We start from the raw sequence: 16,907 nt of genomic DNA, 5'->3' as shown, positions 1-16,907 counted from the left end.
CATGTAGGGGCTGCAATTGGATTGCAAAAATTAATAATCTTCAGTATTTGGATTTGAAAAACTCATAATAGGTTCGCCATGGATACCATCGACCCGGCGTTGCTGAAGGCATTTGTCCTGACAAGCCGTACCGGAAGCTTCACAAAGGCCGCGGAAAGCCTGTTCCGCAGTCAATCGGCAGTGTCTTTGCAGATCCGCAAACTTGAGGACATCCTCGGAGAGCGGCTCTTGCGCCGCAGCGCCCGCAACGTCGTGCTGACACCGGCCGGAACCCGGTTCCTGGACTATGCTCAGCGGATCCTGGAGCTGAACAATGAAGCACTGTCCGCCTTCCGGGCGCATGAAGTCACCGGTCTGGTGCGTCTTGGGACGCCAGAGGACATTGCGACCAGCTACCTTCCCAGGGCACTGGCCGACTATGCCGAGGCGCATCCGGGTGCCAGTCTGGAGGTCACGTGCGACCTCACGCTGAATCTGCTGGAAAAGTTCCGCGCCGGGCTGCTGGATGTCGTGCTCTTGAAGCGGGAACCGGCTGCCGCGATTGGCGGCCAGCGGGTGTGGACCGAGCCCCTGTTGTGGGTCTCGGCAGATCCATCGCTGCTGAAACCCGGCGAGGCCATGCCGCTCGCGGTCAGCCCGGAGCCCTGTGTTTACCGCAAACGCGCCTTTGAGGCGCTGCGCAAGGAAGGATTTGAGCCGCGGGCAGCTTATGTCTGCGGTTCGCTGGCGGGCACGCTGGCCGCCGTGCGTGCCGGCCTCGGCATCGCCGTACTGCCAAGCCACATGGCGCCGGACGATCTCGTAACCGACAACGGCTTGAAGATGCCGTCCCTGGAAAACACGGAAGTCCTGCTCGCCACTGCATCCGATGCGGGACTGGCCGCAAGACGTCTGGCGGACGTCCTTGAAGCCGCCTTCGAGGAAGAGGCGAGCAGGGATCTGGAGAAAGCAGCTTCGATTACGGAGCCTCGAGTGTCAGGACGCTGAACAGCCCGTCCGGATCCGTGTCGCTGTCCAGCACGCGCCAGCCGCTGCGGCTGGCGATCTCGGCGAAAGCCGCCTCGTCATACTTGTGCGAGTTTTCCGTGTGAATGGTCTCTCCGCTGACAAACTGGATCTCGGTTTCGCCGATCCGGACGGTCTGGTCGCAAAGGCTCTCCAGGTGCATTTCGATGCGGCTTTCCGCGCTATTCCAAAGGGCCCTGTGCTCAAACGCTGCCAGGTCGAAATCCGCACCGAGCTCCCGGTTGATCCTCTGCAGGAGATTGAGGTTGAACGCGGCGGTGACGCCTGCCGGGTCGTCATAGGCGTCAACCAGCACGGCCTCATCCTTGGGACGGTCAACGCCAACGATCATGTGAGCGCCCGGCATGGCGGTCCGGATGCTTTTCAAAAGGGCAACCGCTTCGCTCTTTTCGAAGTTTCCGATGGTCGAGCCGGGGAAGAAGACCAGCACCGGAAGTTCGGGCAGCAAAGGCAATTTGCCGAGCGGCTGGGTGAAATCGGCTGCCACCGGGATCACCGCCAGCGATGGAAAGGTGCGCCGGACCCTGTCGGCCGCTTCCTTGAGATGGTTGGCGGAGATGTCGACCGGCATGTAGACGGACAAGTCCGGAAACGCTCCAAGCAGAAGATTGGTCTTCCGGCTTGAACCGCTGCCGAGCTCTACCATCGCGCCTCTGGCGCCCGGCAGCCGCGCATATTTGCGCAGCTGAGCCTCCAGAATGCCCAGTTCGGTGCGGGTCGGGTAATAGGCATCCAGTTCCGTGATCGCCTCGAAAAGATGCGATCCGACATCGTCATAGAGCCATTTGCTGCTGACGGCTTTTCGGTCAGCGGTCAGGCCCTGAAGAATCTCTTTGCGGAAATCCGCGTCCTGCTGTGCGGGAGGTACGTGTTTGGTCATTGGTCTGCCGCCAGTCTCAGTCCCAGCATCTGCCAACGCTGGTGTGGGTAAAAGAAGGTTCGATAAGAAGAACGCATTTGAAGCCTGGGGGTTGCGCACGAACCGCCGCGCAGAACCATCTGGTTCACCATGAACTTCCCGTTGTATTCGCCGATCGCGCCCTCGGGTGGCTTGAAACCCGGATAAGGGGAGAATGCGCTGCTGGTCCATTGCCAGACATCGCCCCACAGTCCGGCTTCGCGGCCGAGCGGCATGAAGGCACCGCTTTCCAGAAAATTTCCGGCAATTTCTGTGTGCTGGGCGGCGGCTTCCCATTCCGCTTCTGTTGGCAGACGGTGTCCCGCCCACCTGGCAAAGGCATCGGCTTCGTAATAGCTCACGTGAACGACGGGCGCCGCAAGATCGACCGGACGCGGTCCCTGGAGCGTGTAGGCCCACCACTGACCATCCTGCCTCCACCAGTACAGCGGAGAGTCCCAATCATTCTGCTCCCGGACGGCCCAGCCTTCCATCAGCCAGAGCGTCTGGTTGTCATAACCGCCATCTTCCATGAAGGCGATCCACTCGCCGTTGGTCACCGGACGGTCCGCCAGCCTGTAGGGCTCCAGCCAGACCTTGTGCCTCGGGCCTTCGCAGTCATAGGCAAACCCGTTCCCGTCATGCCCGATCTCAAGAAGGCCTCCTGCGTAGCGGGTCCAGCCCCGGTCCGGAATGCTCTGGACGGCTTCCGGCTGCGGGGTCGTGTAGGCTGGCAGGAGAGGGTTATGGGACAGCGCATGCAGGAGATCCGTGACCAGCAGTTCCTGATGCTGCATCTCATGGTGGCACCCGAGCGTGATCAGCGCGTCCAGGTGTTCCGGTTCCAGCGCGAACTTGTCGTAGATCATTCCTTCGCGCAGCGCGTCTTCCACATGTGCCCTGTAGGAAGTAACCTCCGTGACGCTCGGACGCGACAGGAGACCCCGCTTGGAGCGGGTGTGACGCGGGCCCGCCTGCACATAATAGGAGTTGAACAGAACGGCGAACCGCTCGTCCCGAGGCGTGTAACCGGGCAGATGAGGCTTGAGGATGAACTCCTCGAAGAACCAGGTCGTATGCGCCAGGTGCCACTTCGGCGGGCTGGCGTCTTCCATGGATTGAAGCCCCATGTCTTCGTCGCTGAGAGGGGCGGTCAGGCTTTCTGTCTGTGTCCTTGTGTCGTAGAAAAAATCCAGAAGATCGGTGTCGGAAGACGGCGCGTTCCGTTCATCCACGTAAGTCATATCTGTCCCTCCACATGGGCGTCGGCGTGATTGCCTCCCGCCGGCCCTGTGACTGCCACCAAGCGATCTGAACGTAGGCATCGCAGTGGCGATTCCAACGGGTCAAAACGCACCGCGCCGGTGCAAAAATGCGCATTGCTGACACGCACGCCATTTGTGTTGACGAAAAACATCAGTGTTCCGGAATTCATCGCAAATGGCACCAATTTTGATTTAGTTCAGCAAGCCGTTGAAATCAGACGCAAAAATGCAGGGTGACGTCTGTTCGCTTGCCGCCGTTGATGCCGCGGAAGGTAACGGACCCTTCCTGACAGCTGTCTGTCAGGATTGTTTGACAGCACGCTTCACAAAGGTGTGAGCGGGTTGAGATGCCAACTGCAAGCTGTGCGGTGAAACGCGGCCGGCCTGACACCCAGGCGTCATTTTCCCAGGATGCGGAGTTCGGATTTGACACTCTAGGACAAGTGTCCTAAACATGTATTAGGTCATTTGTCCTAATTTTCGATTGGGACTGGATATATTCGGTGAACGGGCAGCGAAGAACGAAAATGAAAACGAGTCCCACGAGACAGCAGATCATCAATGCGGCGGATGAGCTGTTCTATGCGCAAGGTTTTGGTGAAACCTCATTTGCCGACATAGCGAAAGCAGTCAGCATTTCACGGGGAAACTTCTATTATCACTTCAGAACCAAGGACGAGATCCTCAACGCAGTCATCGAAAAACGTCTGTCCGACCGGGAGACGTTGCTTCGGACCTGGGACGAGATGTCCGAAGACCCGGCAAGTCGGGTCGCCTGCTTTGTCCGCATCCTGATTGTCAATCAAACCAAGATCATCGCCTATGGTTGCCCCGTCGGGACGTTGACCACGGAACTCGCCAAGCTGGACCACGACGCGAAGCACAAGGCCAATGGGATCATGGCGCTGTTCCGGGACTGGTTGACGGGCCAGTTTCGCGACCTTGGCTGCGGCGCGGAAGCTGAGGCGCATGCGCTGCACGTGCTGGGCTGGAGCCAGGGCGTCGCGACCCTCGCGCAGACCTTCAAGGACGAGGCATACGTCGCGCGGGAAGTCGATCAGATCCTCGCCTGGGTCGACCGGGTTTCGCAGAAAACCAGACCTTCTTGATCCCTTCAGACCGGCTCTGCATGCCGGCAATGCAACTTCAAAGGAGAATGAAATGTTTGTCGTGACACTGAAGTTTTCGGACAACAAGGCGCGTGCGGACGAACTGATGGAGGCACACAAGGCCTGGATCAAAAGCGGTTTCGATCAGGGGCTCTTCCTCATGGTCGGCAGCCTCCAGCCGAACAGGGGCGGCGGCATCATCGCCCACAACACGAGCTTCGAAGATCTGGAAAATTTCGTCGGAAAGGATCCGTTTGTCCTTGAAGGCGTTGTCAGGGCCGAAATCCTCGAAATCACACCGGCACGGCTGGACGAGCGCCTGGAGTTCCTCGCGGCGTAAGCGACGGGCGGGGAAGGGGAGAATAAAAGCAAGAGAGAAACTTCATCCTGACAATGCGCGTCCGCGCTGTTTCGAAGGATAAAGCGGGCTTATGGATCATGGGTTCGTGAACTGATCACAGTCCGATCGGCGGTCATTGCCAGACTTGATCTGGCAATCCATGCCTTGGTTATCGACACGGCGGGGCTGCGTAAATGGCGACAAAGCGGCATGGATGCCATGGTCAAGCCATGGCATGACCTGGAAAATGATCGGAAAACACACTCAGATGGGCCAGGATCTTCACTGAGACTGAAGACCTCATCCTGAGGAGGCGCGTCCGCGTTGTCTCGCAGGATAAGCGGGCTTTTGGATCGTGGGATAGCGCACTGATCCCCTTCCTATCGGCCGTCATTGCCAGACTTGATCTGGCAATCCATGCCATTGGCTCTCGACACGGCGGGGCTGCGTAAATGGAGACATATCGGCATGGATGCCATGGTCAAGCCATGGCATGACCGGGAATGTGATCGGGACACACACTCAGATGGGCCAGGTTCTTCACTGAGACTGAAGACCTCATCCTGAGGAGGCGTGTCAGCGCTCTCTCGCAGGATACGGCGGGCTTATGGGTCATGGGTTCGTGAACTGACCACAGTCCGATCGGCCGTCATTGCCAGACTTGATCTGGCAATCCATGCCCTTTCCTCTCGACGCTGTGGGGCTGCGCAATTGGAGACACAGCGGCATGGATGTGATGGTCCAGCCCACCGTGGTCTGTTTTGCCTAGTAGAGGTTCTCGTGAAACTATCTCCAATCAAGAGACCTGTCATTCCGGCTGAAGCGCAGCGGAAGGCCGGAACCTAGTAACCTCTTGTCTCTCCGTATTCCATTAGTCCTCGGCCACACGGATTACTGGGTCCCGGTCTTGCTGTTTGAGCAGCAAACCGGGACGACAATTCCGGGAAAAATTCTGTATCCCGCCTTGGCGCAGGACGGACGGAACTATGCCGCATTCTCAACCAAACAAACTGGACAGTGCTTTCTGACCCGGACAGCGGTGCATCAAGCCATTGCATGACCTGGAAAATGAGCGGAACACACCCACCGATCGGCCGGGAGGACGGCGGGTTGAAACCTCTTCCCCAAGCACAGCCGAAAAAAAGGCGCCAGGTCGGGCGCCTTTCAACTGGTTCGGTGTCGTCCCGCTTACTGAACGCGCGGAAATAGGGACTCGATGTCGCCGAGGTCGCCATTGCCCTCAAGCCTGTCCAGAACCGGGGCCCAGGGACGGGGCGCTTCGGGTGCGTTCAGCATGGCAAGTGCCTTGTCGGCAGAGCCCGGGATAACCTGCTGCAGGGCCTCCATGATGACGCGCAGGCAGTCGAGGGTCACGTAAATCACCGTCTGGCAGCGCTCGCGGGTGTCGTCGCTCTTGAACAGCGTCCACGGGGCCTGCTTGTCGATGTATTCGTTCATCTCTTCTGCCAGTGTCACGATGGCCTGCGTGCGCGCCGGAATGTCCTGAAGGTCGATCCAGCGGCTGAAGCCGGCTGTCGCCTCGACAACAGACTTGCGCAGGGCCTCGTCCTCCGCGCTCAAGGGCCCGGGTGCCGGAACCTTTCCGCTGAAGTTCTTGTTGGAGAACTTGGCGACGCGCGACAGGAGATTGCCGATCTTGTTGCCCAACTCGCTGTTGTATGTCTGGGTGATCAGCTCCACCGAGATCTGGCTGTCGCTGTCCGCCCGCATGTGCCGCGCCAGATACCAGCGCAGCGCATCGACGCCAAGCTTTTCGACAACCTCGATCGGGTCGACGACATTGCCGATCGACTTCGACATTTTGACGCCGCCGGCACCGACCCAGTGGCTGTGCACGGAGAGTTTCTTCGGCAGCGGCAATCCGGCGGCCATCAGCATGATCGGCCAGTAAACGCCGTGCGGCTTCAGAATATCCTTGCCGATCAGGTGCTCGCACTCCGCCCACCAGCTCTCATAGCCTTCTGATGGCCAGTCGATGTTGGTCAGGTAGTTTGTCAGTGCGTCGAACCAGACATAGGTGACGAAGTCCTGGTCAAACGGCAGATCGACGCCGAGGGTGACACGCGATTTCGGCCGGGAGATGCACAGATCTTCCAGCGGCTCTGCGAGCATCTGTTTCAGCTCGTTGCGAAAGGCCTCGGGCTGAACGAACTCCGGATGGTCGGCGATGTGCTGCAGCAGCCGTTCGCGAAACGGTTCCATCTTCAGGAAGTAGTTGGTCTCTTCCGTCTGCTCGACCTGCATGGTCGGGTGCAGCGGGCACTGGCCGTCTTCGGTCAGATCCGATTCCTTCTTGAACTCCTCGCAGCCCTTGCAATAGGTGCCGGTGTAGTTCTTCTTGACGATCAGGTCCTTGTCGAAAATCGTCTGCTCCATCCCGGCGACGGCCTGCTTGTGGCCGTCGCGGCTGGTGCGCACGAAATAGTCGTAGGCAATGCCGACAAGGTCGAAGACGCTCCGGAATTCCGCGCCGCGCATGTCGAGAAATTCCTGGTAGCCCATGCCGAGTTCGGCGGCGGCTTCCTGGTTCTTCTGGCCATGCTCGTCGACGCCGGTGGACAGCATCACCTCGCATCCCAGCGCCTGACGGTTGCGCTTCAGGATATCGGCCATCACGGAGGTGAAGGCGTGTCCGATATGCGGAGAACCGTTGACGTAATAGATCGGGGTCGTGATGTAGCTTTTCATCCAAACGCTTTCGAAGTTCCTTGGCGTTGCGGGCGAACCGGTGTTGAACGCGTGCCGCACGCCCTTTGAGGCGGTCCCGAACCGGGGACCGCAGCTATATTTCATACTCAAGGGATCAAGGAAACCCCCATGCCGGGTTTCGGGCATCAATGTGGGGTTTCCGGGCAGAAAGGCAATGCTCCGGTCATGTGTGTTTTGCCCTTCATTCAAGACAGGTGAGGCGACACCGATCGTTAATCTGGTTTCCGGATCGGCGCGCAGCTGTTGCGGCACTTGTCCGGAAGGACGGTTCTTTCCAGCCGATTGTTCTCTCCCTTGTCATCCCTGCGAAGGCAGGGATCCAGTACTCACTTGTCTGACCCTCTTGATCAATTGCAGTCGAAACGGAGTACTGGGTCCCGGTCTTGCCGCTGGCGCGCCAAACCGGGATGACGACCCGGGGGGGGGTACCGAATTTGGTCCGCTGCGCCAAAGCGCCCCGGCATCAGGCAGAGAGTGACGGGATCGAAACCTGCTAACCGATCAACCAGATACCGCCGAGGACAAACAACGCCAGGAACACTGTCTGGGTCACCACCATCCAGATGGCTGGACCGCCGACCTCCAGCAGTTTTGGGATCGAGGTTTTCATGCCGACGGCGGCGATGGCGGCCAGCAGGGCCCACCGCGAAACCTGTCCGGCCGCATCCTTGGCGGTGTCCGGAACGAGGCCGAAGGAGTTGAATGCCGCCAGCACGAGAAAGGCGATCACGAAGGCGGGCATCAGCGGCGGACGCGAAGACCCGGGCTCTGCACTGCCGCGCAGGATCAGCGCCGCGACAAGGACGATCGGTGCCAGCAGGGTCACGCGGATAAGCTTGACGAGCGTGGAGAGGTCGCCGGTTTCTTCGGAAACCGAAAATCCGGCTCCGACCACCTGCGCGACATCGTGAATGGTGCCGCCGAGGAAGACGCTGGTGGCATCGAGCGACAGGCCGAGATTGCTCGTCAGGATCGGGTAGACGATCATCGCCAGGGTGGAGAGGACCGTCACTGTAATGACTGTGAAGGCAAGATCCCGTTCGGCGTGCTTGCGTTTCGGCAGGATCGAGCCGATCGCCATGGCGGCCGACGCTCCACAAATGGCGACCGCGCCGCCCGAGAGGAAAGCAAACAGCCGGTCCTTTCCGAACAGGTTTCCGATCATCAGCGAAAAGACAATGGTTGCCAGAACACCAAGGATGACCAGCAGCAGGAAGGGCAGGCCGAGCGCTTCAACCATCTCGATGCTGATGCGCACGCCCAGGAGCGCGACACCGATGCGCAGCAGCGTCCTGGCGGCAAAGGCAATGCCCTCGGAGGTACGCTGTTCTTCAGAGAGAAAGTTCAGCGGCATGCCCAGGAGGATCGCCATCAGCATGGCGGGGGCACCGTAGTGCTCGTTCAGAAACTGCGCCGATATGGCAACAAGCCCGGCGATGGCAATGCCGGGAAACAGTTCGTTTGCCCGGTGCTTCAATCTATCCAGCATGGGTATCCAGTTCAGGGTAGGTCGACCGGAAGTCCGCTGGGAACGCTGTCGGGGATCCCGAAAGGGGGATTGGAAACGGAGGACGTTCCCGTCAGGGCTTTCAGAAACGCAACAAGGTCGGAGACTTCGCGGTCGGTAAGGGCAGTCGGCTCGACATCCCGGAAAAGGGCTTGTCTGGCCATCTCACGTTTGTCATTCCAGACGACGAAGTCAATGGCTTCCAGCCAGGGTGCGTCAGGAAGCGCAGCCTCGTCAGGCGTCCACTTCGCCAGCATCCCGTCCGGGTCGAGGTGATGACGCACAATGCCTTCAAGTGTCGGATAGGCGCCATTGTGGCCGTAGGGGGCCGTCAACTCGACATTGCGCAGCATCGGGGTGCGGAACCGGTAGGCATCCTCCAGGCGGTCGCTTTCCCCCATCCGGCCGACATCGCGCACCATCGGGTCGAACCGGCGCGTGCGGCCGGGACCAAATGGTGGCAGGCCGAGCGCATGGAATTTCTGGTCACTGAGAAGCTGGCCGGAATGGCAGCTCGCACAATTGGCCTTGCCGTAAAAGAGGTCGAGACCGCGCTTTTGGTCGGCATCGAGTGCATCGTCATCGCCCGCGAGATATTGGTCGAAGGGACTGTCGAAGCTCGTCCACTCGATCGCCTGAAACGCGGCGAGCGCATTTGCGATTTCGGCGATCGTGACCTGCTCCGGTTCCTCGATATGGTTGAAGGCCTCCACGAACATCTGCCCGTATTCGGGGATCACACGGACGCGTTTGGCAAGGATCGGCCAGGAGGCGTCGATCCGGTCATGGACGGCACCGGCAATCTCGTTTTCCTTTGGATTTCCCGCCATCTCGAACTGGGCGACGAGGGGAAAGATCGCCTGGGCTCCAAGCAGTGTTTCAAGGCCTGCAGGCAGCCACTCCTCGGACGGAGAATTGAAGCCGTTGTCATAGTCGTCGGAGATGGACAGGCGGCCGTCATGAAACAGGGTGTGAAGCTCCTTTGCTCCGAGATTCCAGAGACCTGGCGCGTTTCGCGGAATCCGTTTCTTAATCCGGTTTTCAGCGACGAGGGCCGTCCGGTTCCGTCCGAGGCCTTCGCCGCCTTCCCCGATCCCGAGGGAAAGCCCGTCGCCGGTTCCCAGCGTCGGATGATGACACGTTGCACAGGCAATATTCCTGTTGCCGGAGAGGATCTTGTCGTAAAAGAGGAGCTGACCGAGCGCGGCCTGTTTTCTGTCGAAGGCGATGAAATCGTCCGCGCCGAGAGGCGCCGGCAATTCAGCCGCAATGGCTGGCGCAGACAGAAGAACAACAAGAGGGAACGACCGAAGCAAATGAGAAAGACGCTTGAAGCCGCCTTGTTTGGCCTTGTTCTGATGGCAACGCCCGTCCATGCAGAAATCGAGGCGGCGCGCGACCTGATGGAAGCGGGGCAGTTTGAAGAGGCCAAGGAGCAGCTTTGGCCGGCGGCGCGCTCCGGAAACGCGGATGCCGAGGAACTGATCGGCGTCATGTACGCCATGGGTCTCGGCGTGGAGCGGGACGACCAGCGGGCTTTCGAATGGTACCTCCGAAGCGCCATGAAGGGGCATCCCGGCGCGCAATCCGGTGTCGGCTGGTACTACGAGGTCGGCCGCGGCATGCCGGCGCCCGATCTCGTGCGCGCCTACATGTGGTACACGCTGTCCGCCATTGGCGGCGACCCCGATGCCGCGATCTCGCTGGAAGAGGTCGTCAAGAAAATGACCAAGGAAGAAATTGATAAGGCGCATATTCTGGTCGATGACTACAAGGTCTGGATGTATCCGTTTCGGTGAAGGTGCCCGTCTCTTCAACCGCCGCTGCGATCAGGTCTGGGACTGCAACATCATAGCCGTTGAACAAAGTCGATTGTCTGCCGCAAGTCATCCCATGGCTCGACCACGGGATCCATGCCGTTCCATCACAGCAAAACTCTGATGTTGATGCGACGGCACGGCTTGGATTGCAAGGTCAAGCCTTGCAATGACAAAATTCCCTGATGTAACACCACGCCCGGTCAAGACGGGCGTGGCGTCAGGTTTTTCAAGGTTTAGTTCACGTCGGCGTCGCGAGCGCCGTTGATGTCGGTTTCAGCTGCCTTCACGGCTTCTTCAAGGGCACCGAAAATTTCGCCGCCACGGCCGACATTGGCCTTGAACCAGTCGTAGACCGGAGACGCGGCTTCCTTGAAGGCAGCCTTTTCTTCCGGCGTCGGAACATAAAGGTCACCGCCACCGGCGACGAAGTCCTCATAGGCCTGGATGGACTTGCGCTTCGGCGAAGCGAAGGTCGCCTGTTGAAGGGCATGGAACCCGTCAACAACAACGCGGCGCATGTCTTCCGGCATGGACAGGAATTTCTCGTTGCTCATCCACCACAAGGCACCCATGTAGGCATGGCCGTCGAGGGTCACGTATTGCAGGCCGGCATCCGGGAATTTCATGCCCATGATGTCGGTAATGCCGTTCTTGGATCCTTCAACGACGCCGGTCTGGAAGGAGGTGAACAGCTCAGGCCACGGGATCGGGGTCGGAGACGCACCAAGTGCTTTCACCAGTTCCTGCGGCAGGTCGGCGACGACCGTGCGGATCTTCAGGCCTTCCATGTCGGCAGGGGCAGCAACGCGGCGCTTGGTGTTGGCGAAGTTCCGCCAGCCGCCGGTGTTGCCGACCGTCATCAGGCGGATCGTGTTGTCGGAATCTTCAAGCGCCATCGCCCGCATGGTTCGCACGAAATCGCCGGAAAGGACATGCTCGGCAATCCGGTCGTCGGACATCATGTAGGGCAGGTCGAGAACCTGTACATACGGGAAGATGCCGGAAGCGCCGCCCGATGTTGAGATGTAGATGTCGATCGCGCCGCCGGCGACACCCTGAAGGCATTCAGCACCGTTGGAGCAAAGCTGCGTACCGATGAAGAGTTCGACTTCGATCGCGCCGTTGGAAGCGGCTTCAACGAAGTTCTTGAAAACGACAAGACCGTCATAGTCCTCGTCGTTCTCGTTGGAGTTGGCAGTTGCGCGCAACGTGTAGTCCGCGGCAACGGCACTCAACGACGATCCGGCAAGCATTGCCGCGACGGTGAGTGTTTTCAGGGCAGATTTGAGCATCAGGTACCTCCCATATTAAGCTCAAGATCAGTTGGCAAATCCGGTCAATCGCGGGATCGTCATCGAAAGTGCCGGTATGTAGGTGATCAAAAAGATCACCGCGATTTCTACCGCCAGGAACGGCAGAATGGCTTTGGCAATGGTTTCAACCCTTTCTTTTGAAACCGATGCGGCAACGAATAACACCAGTCCCATGGGTGGTGTGGCAAGACCGATGGTCAGGTTCACGCTCATGATGATGGCAAAATGGATCGGATCAACACCCAGTTCCACGAAAATCGGGCCCAGGATCGGTCCGAGAATGATGATGGCCGGTCCCGCGTCCAGGAACATGCCGACCACGAACAGAAGCAGGTTGATCAGGAACAGCAGGATCAGCGGGTTCTCGGACAGAGATAGCACGAAATCGGCCATGATCTGCGGCGCATAGCTGAGACTGACCACGGTCTTGAACGCCATCGCAGCACCCACCAGCAGCAGAACAACGGCCGACGTGATGCCGGCCCTGTTCAGGATGCCCGGAATTTCCTTCATCTTGATGGAGTGCAGGACGAAGAAGCCTATCAGCAGGGCATAGGCCACCGCAACAGCCGCAGCTTCCGTCGGAGTGAAAACACCGATCAGGATACCGCCGAGAATGATGATCGGCGTTTGCAGCGGCGCAACGGCCTTTTTACACACCATTCTGAAATCGTCCGAAACGGCACCGCGCAGGCCCATCAGAATGAAGTGCGATATGGCAAGCAGTGCGACGAACAGGATCGCCGTCGTCCCACCTGTCAGCTCAAGCGACATCTGGCCCGCGATCGCAAAGGCGAGGGCAAGCAGAATGGATGCAAGATTGACGCGCAGAAGCGCGAACGAGACCCAGTATTCCACCGGAGCCATTTTCTGCCCGGGATTCACGATCCGTTGTGCCTTGGGCAGGTCATACTTGTCCGCCATCAGCCGCACCACGAGCATCAGTCCGACGCCCACCATGACGCCGGGCACGATACCGGCCAAGAACAGTGCGGCGACGCTCTCGCCCATGACATAGGCGTAGATGATCATGATGCCGGATGGTGGAATAATGGGCCCGATGACGGAGGAGGCCGCCGTGACGGCCGCTGCGAACCGCCGCGTGTATCCCTGTTTTTCCATGGCCGGGATCAGCATGGAACCCAATGCGGATGTGTCGGCCACTGCCGATCCCGAGAGCCCCGCGAACAGCATGGATGACAGGATGTTCACATGCGCAAGACCGCCGCGCAGATGGCCCATGAGCGCCTGGCTGAACTCCACCAGGCGGGTTGTGATGCCGCCCTTGTTCATGAGTTCGCCGGCGAGCATGAAAAACGGAATCGCCATTAGAGGAAAACTGTCCATACCGTTGTAAACATTACGGTAAAGCAGGGTGATGTCGCGTTCTTGGCCGCTCATCCAGAGCAGGATGCCCGGTGCTGCGAGCAGTCCGAAAAAGACCGGCAGTCCGATCATCAGGAAGAACAGGAAGACGGGAAGGAACCAGATCAGCATCAGTCAGCCCCCGCCATGTCTGCATCGGGGATCTCCGGCAGGCGATCATTGCCGCCAACAATTGAGATTACGCTGCGAAGGATGAGCTCGATGTTCACCAGCGTGAGCAGGATGACCCCGACAAAGAGGGACGTCATCATCCAGCTTCTCGGCACCCGGATCCACTCCGTAAGGGTGAAATTGCCCGGAACGTAGAGAGAGGCCGTGGCGAACTTGCCACCGAATCCGGTCACCTCGGCATAGCCGATCTGCACGGCGATCACGAGAACGAGCAGCGATATCAGCAGGAGAAAGAGCGAGAGCACCTTTCCGATGGACTGGGGGAGAGCATGACCGAGCATGTCGATCGCCACGAATCCGCCGCGTCGAAACGCCGTCGGTGCCATCAGGCCGGTCATCCACAACATGCAAAAACGCGCCGCCTCGTCAGGCCAGGGCAGCGCGTTGTTGAACACGTAACGGAAAACCACCTGGATCAGGATCGCTACGACCATCAAGGCCACGGCAACGATGCCTATCGCCCGGCCAATTCGCAACAGCTGCGAATTGACGTAAGCAAGCGGTGCAAGAACCGCCAGCAATGCCCCCATTCGGGCTCCTCCCTAGTATTTCTTTTTGAACCGGGCAGAAGGCCGCCCGGCATTGGACTCCTATTCTGGAGCGATTTGTCCGAGTTTGCCTGCAAAAAATGTCAGCGCCTCCCCGTGACGCATTTCTGCCTGCATGACCTGTCCCAGTACGATCAGGTGATCGCCGCCTTCGTAGGCCGCGAACCGTTTGCACTCGAACCGCGCCAGGCAATGGTCCAGCAGCGGCACGCCGTTCTCGTCGATCGTATGCGGCAGCTGGTCGAAGGCGTGGGCGTTTCTGACGAAACCGTTGCACACCTCGGCCTGATGATGGCTGAGAATGTGAATGGCATAGTTTTCCGCCGTTTCGAAATATTGGAACCGGCGCGATCCCTTGTCCGGCATCCACAGCACCAGCGGCGGGTCGAGTGAGACCGATGAGAAGCTGTTTGCTGTGATCCCGACCGGGCCGTCGTCCGATCCCGTCGTGACAACGGTGACACCCGTTGCAAATCGGCCGAATGCATCGCGCAGGAGACGGGTATTGTCCGTGTGCGGTGCAAAGGTAACGGGATGATTGGCGTTTTGCATGGTCATCAGGGTACCTCGTTTCCAAGGGCGGCTTCGTAGAGCCGGTACCAGGTTTCACGATCCAGTGTGACTTTGAGCGCATCGGAAATCCGGGCGATGCGTTCGATGTTGTTGGTTCCCATGACAGGGAGAAGCTTGGCCGGGTGGGCAAGCAGGAAGGCAATGGCAACAGCAGACCTGTCCACACCTGAGGCGCCGGCAATCTCGTCCATGACCATGCCGAGTTGACCTGTTTCAGTGATCAGCGATCCGCCACCGAGCGGTGACCAGGCCATGAGTTTCGTGCCAAGTCGCTGGTGAAAGGCCAGATCGCCATTGGTGAAAGGCGAAATCTCGGCAAGCGAGATCTCGATCTGGTTGGTCACGAGCGGGTTGGACATCGCAGACTGCAGCAATTCCCAGTCCCAGGGCCGGAAGTTGGATACGCCGATGTTCTTCACCTTGCCGCTCTTGACGAGATCGTCGAGCGCAGCGCCGGTTTCATGGTGATCCATGAGCGGGTCGGGACGGTGAATGAGCAGGAGATCGATCGTGTCGATGCCCATTTCGCTCAAGGACGTTTCAACCGATTTCTCGATATGTGCACGCGAGGTGTCGTAATGTTTCACCTTGGCGTCGGCGTAGCGGCCGACCGGGGCGACGATGTCGCATTTGGTGACGATTTCCATACGGGCGCGCAAGGCCGGGTTCGCTTTCAGCGCGCCGCCGAGAACGGCTTCTGCTGCATAGCCACCGTAGATGTCGGCCTGGTCGAAAGTGGTGATCCCCTGATCGAGACAGACCTGGATCTTCTTCTCGACATACGCCGCGGACGTATCGGTATCGTCTCCCAGCCGCCACATGCCGTAGATCAGGCGGGACAATTCCAGAGTGTCGGAGAGTTTGACACGTTCCATTAGCGGCGGACTCCATTGCCAAGCGGTGTTGCTGGTGTATCGGCCGGAACGCGGCCATAGGCGTGGGGCAGGGAACAGGTCTTCAGGTTCGGCAGCACGCGCGCCCCGAAATGCTTTGCCTCTTCGATGTGAGGGTAACCGGAGAAGATGAAGGCGCGGATGCCCATCTTCTGGTAACCTTCGATCTTGGACATGACCTGGTCGGTCGAACCGACGAGCGCAGCGCCGCAGCCGGAACGGGCCCGACCGACACCGGTCCAAAGGTTCGGCTCGATATATCCGAATTCGTCGGCAACTTCCCGGTTCTTGGCCTGATGGCTGACACCGAGCGACTTGGCGTCGAGTGCCCGCTCGCGAATGGCTGTGCCTTGAACGTCATCGAGCTTGGAAACGATGTAGTCGGCGTATTCCTGGGCTTCTTTTTCCGTGTCGCGCACGATCATGTGGACGCGCAAGCCGTAGTCCAGCGTGCGGTCGTATGTCTCGGCAACCGCGTTCACGGCCTTCATGCGGCCTTCCAGTTCCTCGACTTTTTCCGGCCACATCAGGTAAACGTCGCAATGCTGGCCGCACAGTTCAAGCGCCGCCGGGGAGTAACCGCCGAAGTAAAGCAGCGGACCGCCCGTTTGGTAGGGTCTGACAGGATCGGTGGTGAGGCCGGCGAAATTGTAGACCTCACCCTCGTAGTTGATCTCGTCCTGCGTCCAGGCCTGTTTCAGGATCTCGACAACTTCGCGCGAGCGCTGGTAGCGATATCCGCTGTCCGCCTGTTCACCGGGAAAGTCGGAGGAAATGATGTTGACCGTCAGCCGCCCATTGAGCATGTGATCCAGCGTCGCGATCGTCCTGGCAAGCATGATCGGCTGCATTTCACCGCAACGCACCGCTGCCAGCAGATTGATCATGTCGGTGATCGGGGCACAGCCGGCGACAAAGGACAGCGTGTCCTGTCCGACCTGGTAGGATGACGGACACAGAATGTTCCGGAAACCCTGCTCCTCGGCGGTCTTCACAATTTGCGAGCAGTGATCCCAGGAGGAGCGCAGATCGCCCTCGGGAACGCCCAGGAACTGATAATCGTCGGAACACAGTGCGGAAAACCACGAGACCTCCGCAGCATCCAGATCCGGCGATGTCACTGGGACAACTGTCATAAATTCCTCCTTGGGAATGTCCGCGCGGACACGAACCCTAACACCTTCATTTCGATCAGCTTTGCCCGGTAGCAGCCCGTGGGGGAGCCTCATGCGGGGATCGAACTTTCGTTTGATTTCGAACAGCTTCACTTTACCGTCGATTTATTCTTGCTTATCATCCGGTTTGATGTAAATCAATAGTGTATCAAT

The 16,907-nt window shown here is 59.1% G+C and carries 15 protein-coding genes; 4 read left to right on the top strand and 11 right to left on the bottom strand.

Translation table 11 applies throughout. From position 1 onward, the window contains the following. Positions 1–78: 78 nt before the first annotated feature. A complete protein-coding gene (locus RDA78_RS25435; RefSeq protein ID WP_434052549.1) occupies positions 79–987 on the top strand; it encodes a LysR family transcriptional regulator in 909 nt (302 codons plus the stop codon). On the opposite strand, the gene egtD is transcribed toward RDA78_RS25435, so the two are convergent. Together egtD and egtB are read right to left on the bottom strand one after the other, a co-directional pair. Beyond that, the gene (gene egtD, locus RDA78_RS25430; RefSeq protein ID WP_434052548.1) at positions 959–1,906 is read right to left on the bottom strand and encodes an L-histidine N(alpha)-methyltransferase; all 948 of its coding nucleotides are present in this window, start codon (positions 1,904–1,906) and stop codon (positions 959–961) included. The genes RDA78_RS25435 and egtD overlap by 29 nt on opposite strands. Next, on the bottom strand, positions 1,903–3,168 hold the full coding sequence (egtB, locus tag RDA78_RS25425; RefSeq protein ID WP_434052547.1) for an ergothioneine biosynthesis protein EgtB: 1,266 nt from the start codon (positions 3,166–3,168) through the stop codon (positions 1,903–1,905). The genes egtD and egtB overlap by 4 nt, the downstream gene beginning before the upstream one ends. A 548-nt stretch (positions 3,169–3,716) precedes the next feature. Between egtB and RDA78_RS25420 the strand changes: the two genes are divergently transcribed. Together RDA78_RS25420 and RDA78_RS25415 are read left to right on the top strand one after the other, a co-directional pair. Then, positions 3,717–4,298, top strand: coding sequence for a TetR/AcrR family transcriptional regulator (locus RDA78_RS25420; RefSeq protein WP_434052546.1), 582 nt, complete (start codon positions 3,717–3,719; stop codon positions 4,296–4,298). Between the two features lie 52 nt (positions 4,299–4,350). Beyond that, on the top strand, positions 4,351–4,638 hold the full coding sequence (locus RDA78_RS25415; RefSeq protein WP_434052545.1) for a YciI family protein: 288 nt from the start codon (positions 4,351–4,353) through the stop codon (positions 4,636–4,638). Between the two features lie 1,188 nt (positions 4,639–5,826). On the opposite strand, the gene metG is transcribed toward RDA78_RS25415, so the two are convergent. From metG to RDA78_RS25400, 3 genes are all read right to left on the bottom strand, one after another. Continuing rightward, positions 5,827–7,347 (bottom strand): methionine--tRNA ligase, encoded by a 1,521-nt coding sequence (gene metG / locus RDA78_RS25410; RefSeq protein ID WP_434052544.1) that lies wholly within the window; start codon positions 7,345–7,347, stop codon positions 5,827–5,829. A gap of 514 nt (positions 7,348–7,861) precedes the next feature. After that, a complete protein-coding gene (locus tag RDA78_RS25405; protein WP_434052543.1) occupies positions 7,862–8,857 on the bottom strand; it encodes a YeiH family protein in 996 nt (331 codons plus the stop codon). Between the two features lie 11 nt (positions 8,858–8,868). Further along, positions 8,869–10,134, bottom strand: a complete 1,266-nt coding sequence (locus RDA78_RS25400) for a cytochrome-c peroxidase (RefSeq protein ID WP_434052542.1) — start codon at positions 10,132–10,134, stop codon at positions 8,869–8,871. Between the two features lie 57 nt (positions 10,135–10,191). Here RDA78_RS25400 and RDA78_RS25395 point away from each other — a divergent pair, with 57 nt between their 5' ends. Beyond that, the gene (locus RDA78_RS25395) at positions 10,192–10,674 is read left to right on the top strand and encodes a tetratricopeptide repeat protein (protein ID WP_434052541.1); all 483 of its coding nucleotides are present in this window, start codon (positions 10,192–10,194) and stop codon (positions 10,672–10,674) included. A 254-nt stretch (positions 10,675–10,928) separates the two neighbouring features. Here the strand turns inward: RDA78_RS25395 and dctP are convergent, their stop codons facing one another. The 6 genes from dctP to RDA78_RS25365 are packed head-to-tail and all read right to left on the bottom strand — an operon-like array spanning position 10,929 to position 16,715. Then, positions 10,929–11,987, bottom strand: coding sequence for a TRAP transporter substrate-binding protein DctP (gene dctP, locus RDA78_RS25390; RefSeq protein WP_434052540.1), 1,059 nt, complete (start codon positions 11,985–11,987; stop codon positions 10,929–10,931). A gap of 27 nt (positions 11,988–12,014) precedes the next feature. After that, positions 12,015–13,505, bottom strand: a complete 1,491-nt coding sequence (locus tag RDA78_RS25385) for a TRAP transporter large permease (RefSeq protein WP_434052539.1) — start codon at positions 13,503–13,505, stop codon at positions 12,015–12,017. Further along, positions 13,505–14,095 carry a TRAP transporter small permease gene (locus tag RDA78_RS25380; RefSeq protein ID WP_434052538.1) on the bottom strand — a complete coding sequence of 197 codons (591 nt, stop codon included), beginning with the start codon at positions 14,093–14,095 and terminating at the stop codon, positions 13,505–13,507. Before RDA78_RS25380 ends, RDA78_RS25385 begins: the two co-directional genes overlap by 1 nt. A gap of 60 nt (positions 14,096–14,155) precedes the next feature. After that, positions 14,156–14,671 (bottom strand): flavin reductase family protein, encoded by a 516-nt coding sequence (locus RDA78_RS25375; protein WP_434052537.1) that lies wholly within the window; start codon positions 14,669–14,671, stop codon positions 14,156–14,158. Continuing rightward, a complete protein-coding gene (locus tag RDA78_RS25370; RefSeq protein WP_434052536.1) occupies positions 14,671–15,561 on the bottom strand; it encodes an aldo/keto reductase in 891 nt (296 codons plus the stop codon). The genes RDA78_RS25375 and RDA78_RS25370 overlap by 1 nt, the downstream gene beginning before the upstream one ends. After that, positions 15,561–16,715: an LLM class flavin-dependent oxidoreductase gene (locus RDA78_RS25365; protein WP_434052535.1), complete on the bottom strand. Its 1,155-nt coding sequence runs from the start codon at positions 16,713–16,715 to the stop codon at positions 15,561–15,563. The genes RDA78_RS25370 and RDA78_RS25365 overlap by 1 nt, the downstream gene beginning before the upstream one ends. Between the last annotated feature and the right edge of the window lie 192 nt (positions 16,716–16,907).

The sequence above is a fragment of the Roseibium sp. genome, from assembly GCF_051016195.1.
In the GTDB taxonomy this organism is placed as follows: domain Bacteria; phylum Pseudomonadota; class Alphaproteobacteria; order Rhizobiales; family Stappiaceae; genus Roseibium.
This window is presented reverse-complemented; position numbering and strand designations above follow the sequence as displayed.

Coding starts and splice junctions, on each gene's coding strand:
- egtD (WP_434052548.1), bottom strand. CDS start 1,906: ATGACCAAACACGTACCTCCCGCACAGCAGGACGCGGATTTCCGCAAA.
- egtB (WP_434052547.1), bottom strand. CDS start 3,168: ATGACTTACGTGGATGAACGGAACGCGCCGTCTTCCGACACCGATCTT.
- dctP (WP_434052540.1), bottom strand. CDS start 11,987: ATGCTCAAATCTGCCCTGAAAACACTCACCGTCGCGGCAATGCTTGCC.
- RDA78_RS25435 (WP_434052549.1), top strand. CDS start 79: ATGGATACCATCGACCCGGCGTTGCTGAAGGCATTTGTCCTGACAAGC.
- RDA78_RS25405 (WP_434052543.1), bottom strand. CDS start 8,857: ATGCTGGATAGATTGAAGCACCGGGCAAACGAACTGTTTCCCGGCATT.
- RDA78_RS25365 (WP_434052535.1), bottom strand. CDS start 16,715: ATGACAGTTGTCCCAGTGACATCGCCGGATCTGGATGCTGCGGAGGTC.
- RDA78_RS25395 (WP_434052541.1), top strand. CDS start 10,192: ATGAGAAAGACGCTTGAAGCCGCCTTGTTTGGCCTTGTTCTGATGGCA.
- RDA78_RS25370 (WP_434052536.1), bottom strand. CDS start 15,561: ATGGAACGTGTCAAACTCTCCGACACTCTGGAATTGTCCCGCCTGATC.
- metG (WP_434052544.1), bottom strand. CDS start 7,347: ATGAAAAGCTACATCACGACCCCGATCTATTACGTCAACGGTTCTCCG.
- RDA78_RS25380 (WP_434052538.1), bottom strand. CDS start 14,095: ATGGGGGCATTGCTGGCGGTTCTTGCACCGCTTGCTTACGTCAATTCG.
- RDA78_RS25385 (WP_434052539.1), bottom strand. CDS start 13,505: ATGCTGATCTGGTTCCTTCCCGTCTTCCTGTTCTTCCTGATGATCGGA.
- RDA78_RS25375 (WP_434052537.1), bottom strand. CDS start 14,671: ATGACCATGCAAAACGCCAATCATCCCGTTACCTTTGCACCGCACACG.
- RDA78_RS25420 (WP_434052546.1), top strand. CDS start 3,717: ATGAAAACGAGTCCCACGAGACAGCAGATCATCAATGCGGCGGATGAG.
- RDA78_RS25415 (WP_434052545.1), top strand. CDS start 4,351: ATGTTTGTCGTGACACTGAAGTTTTCGGACAACAAGGCGCGTGCGGAC.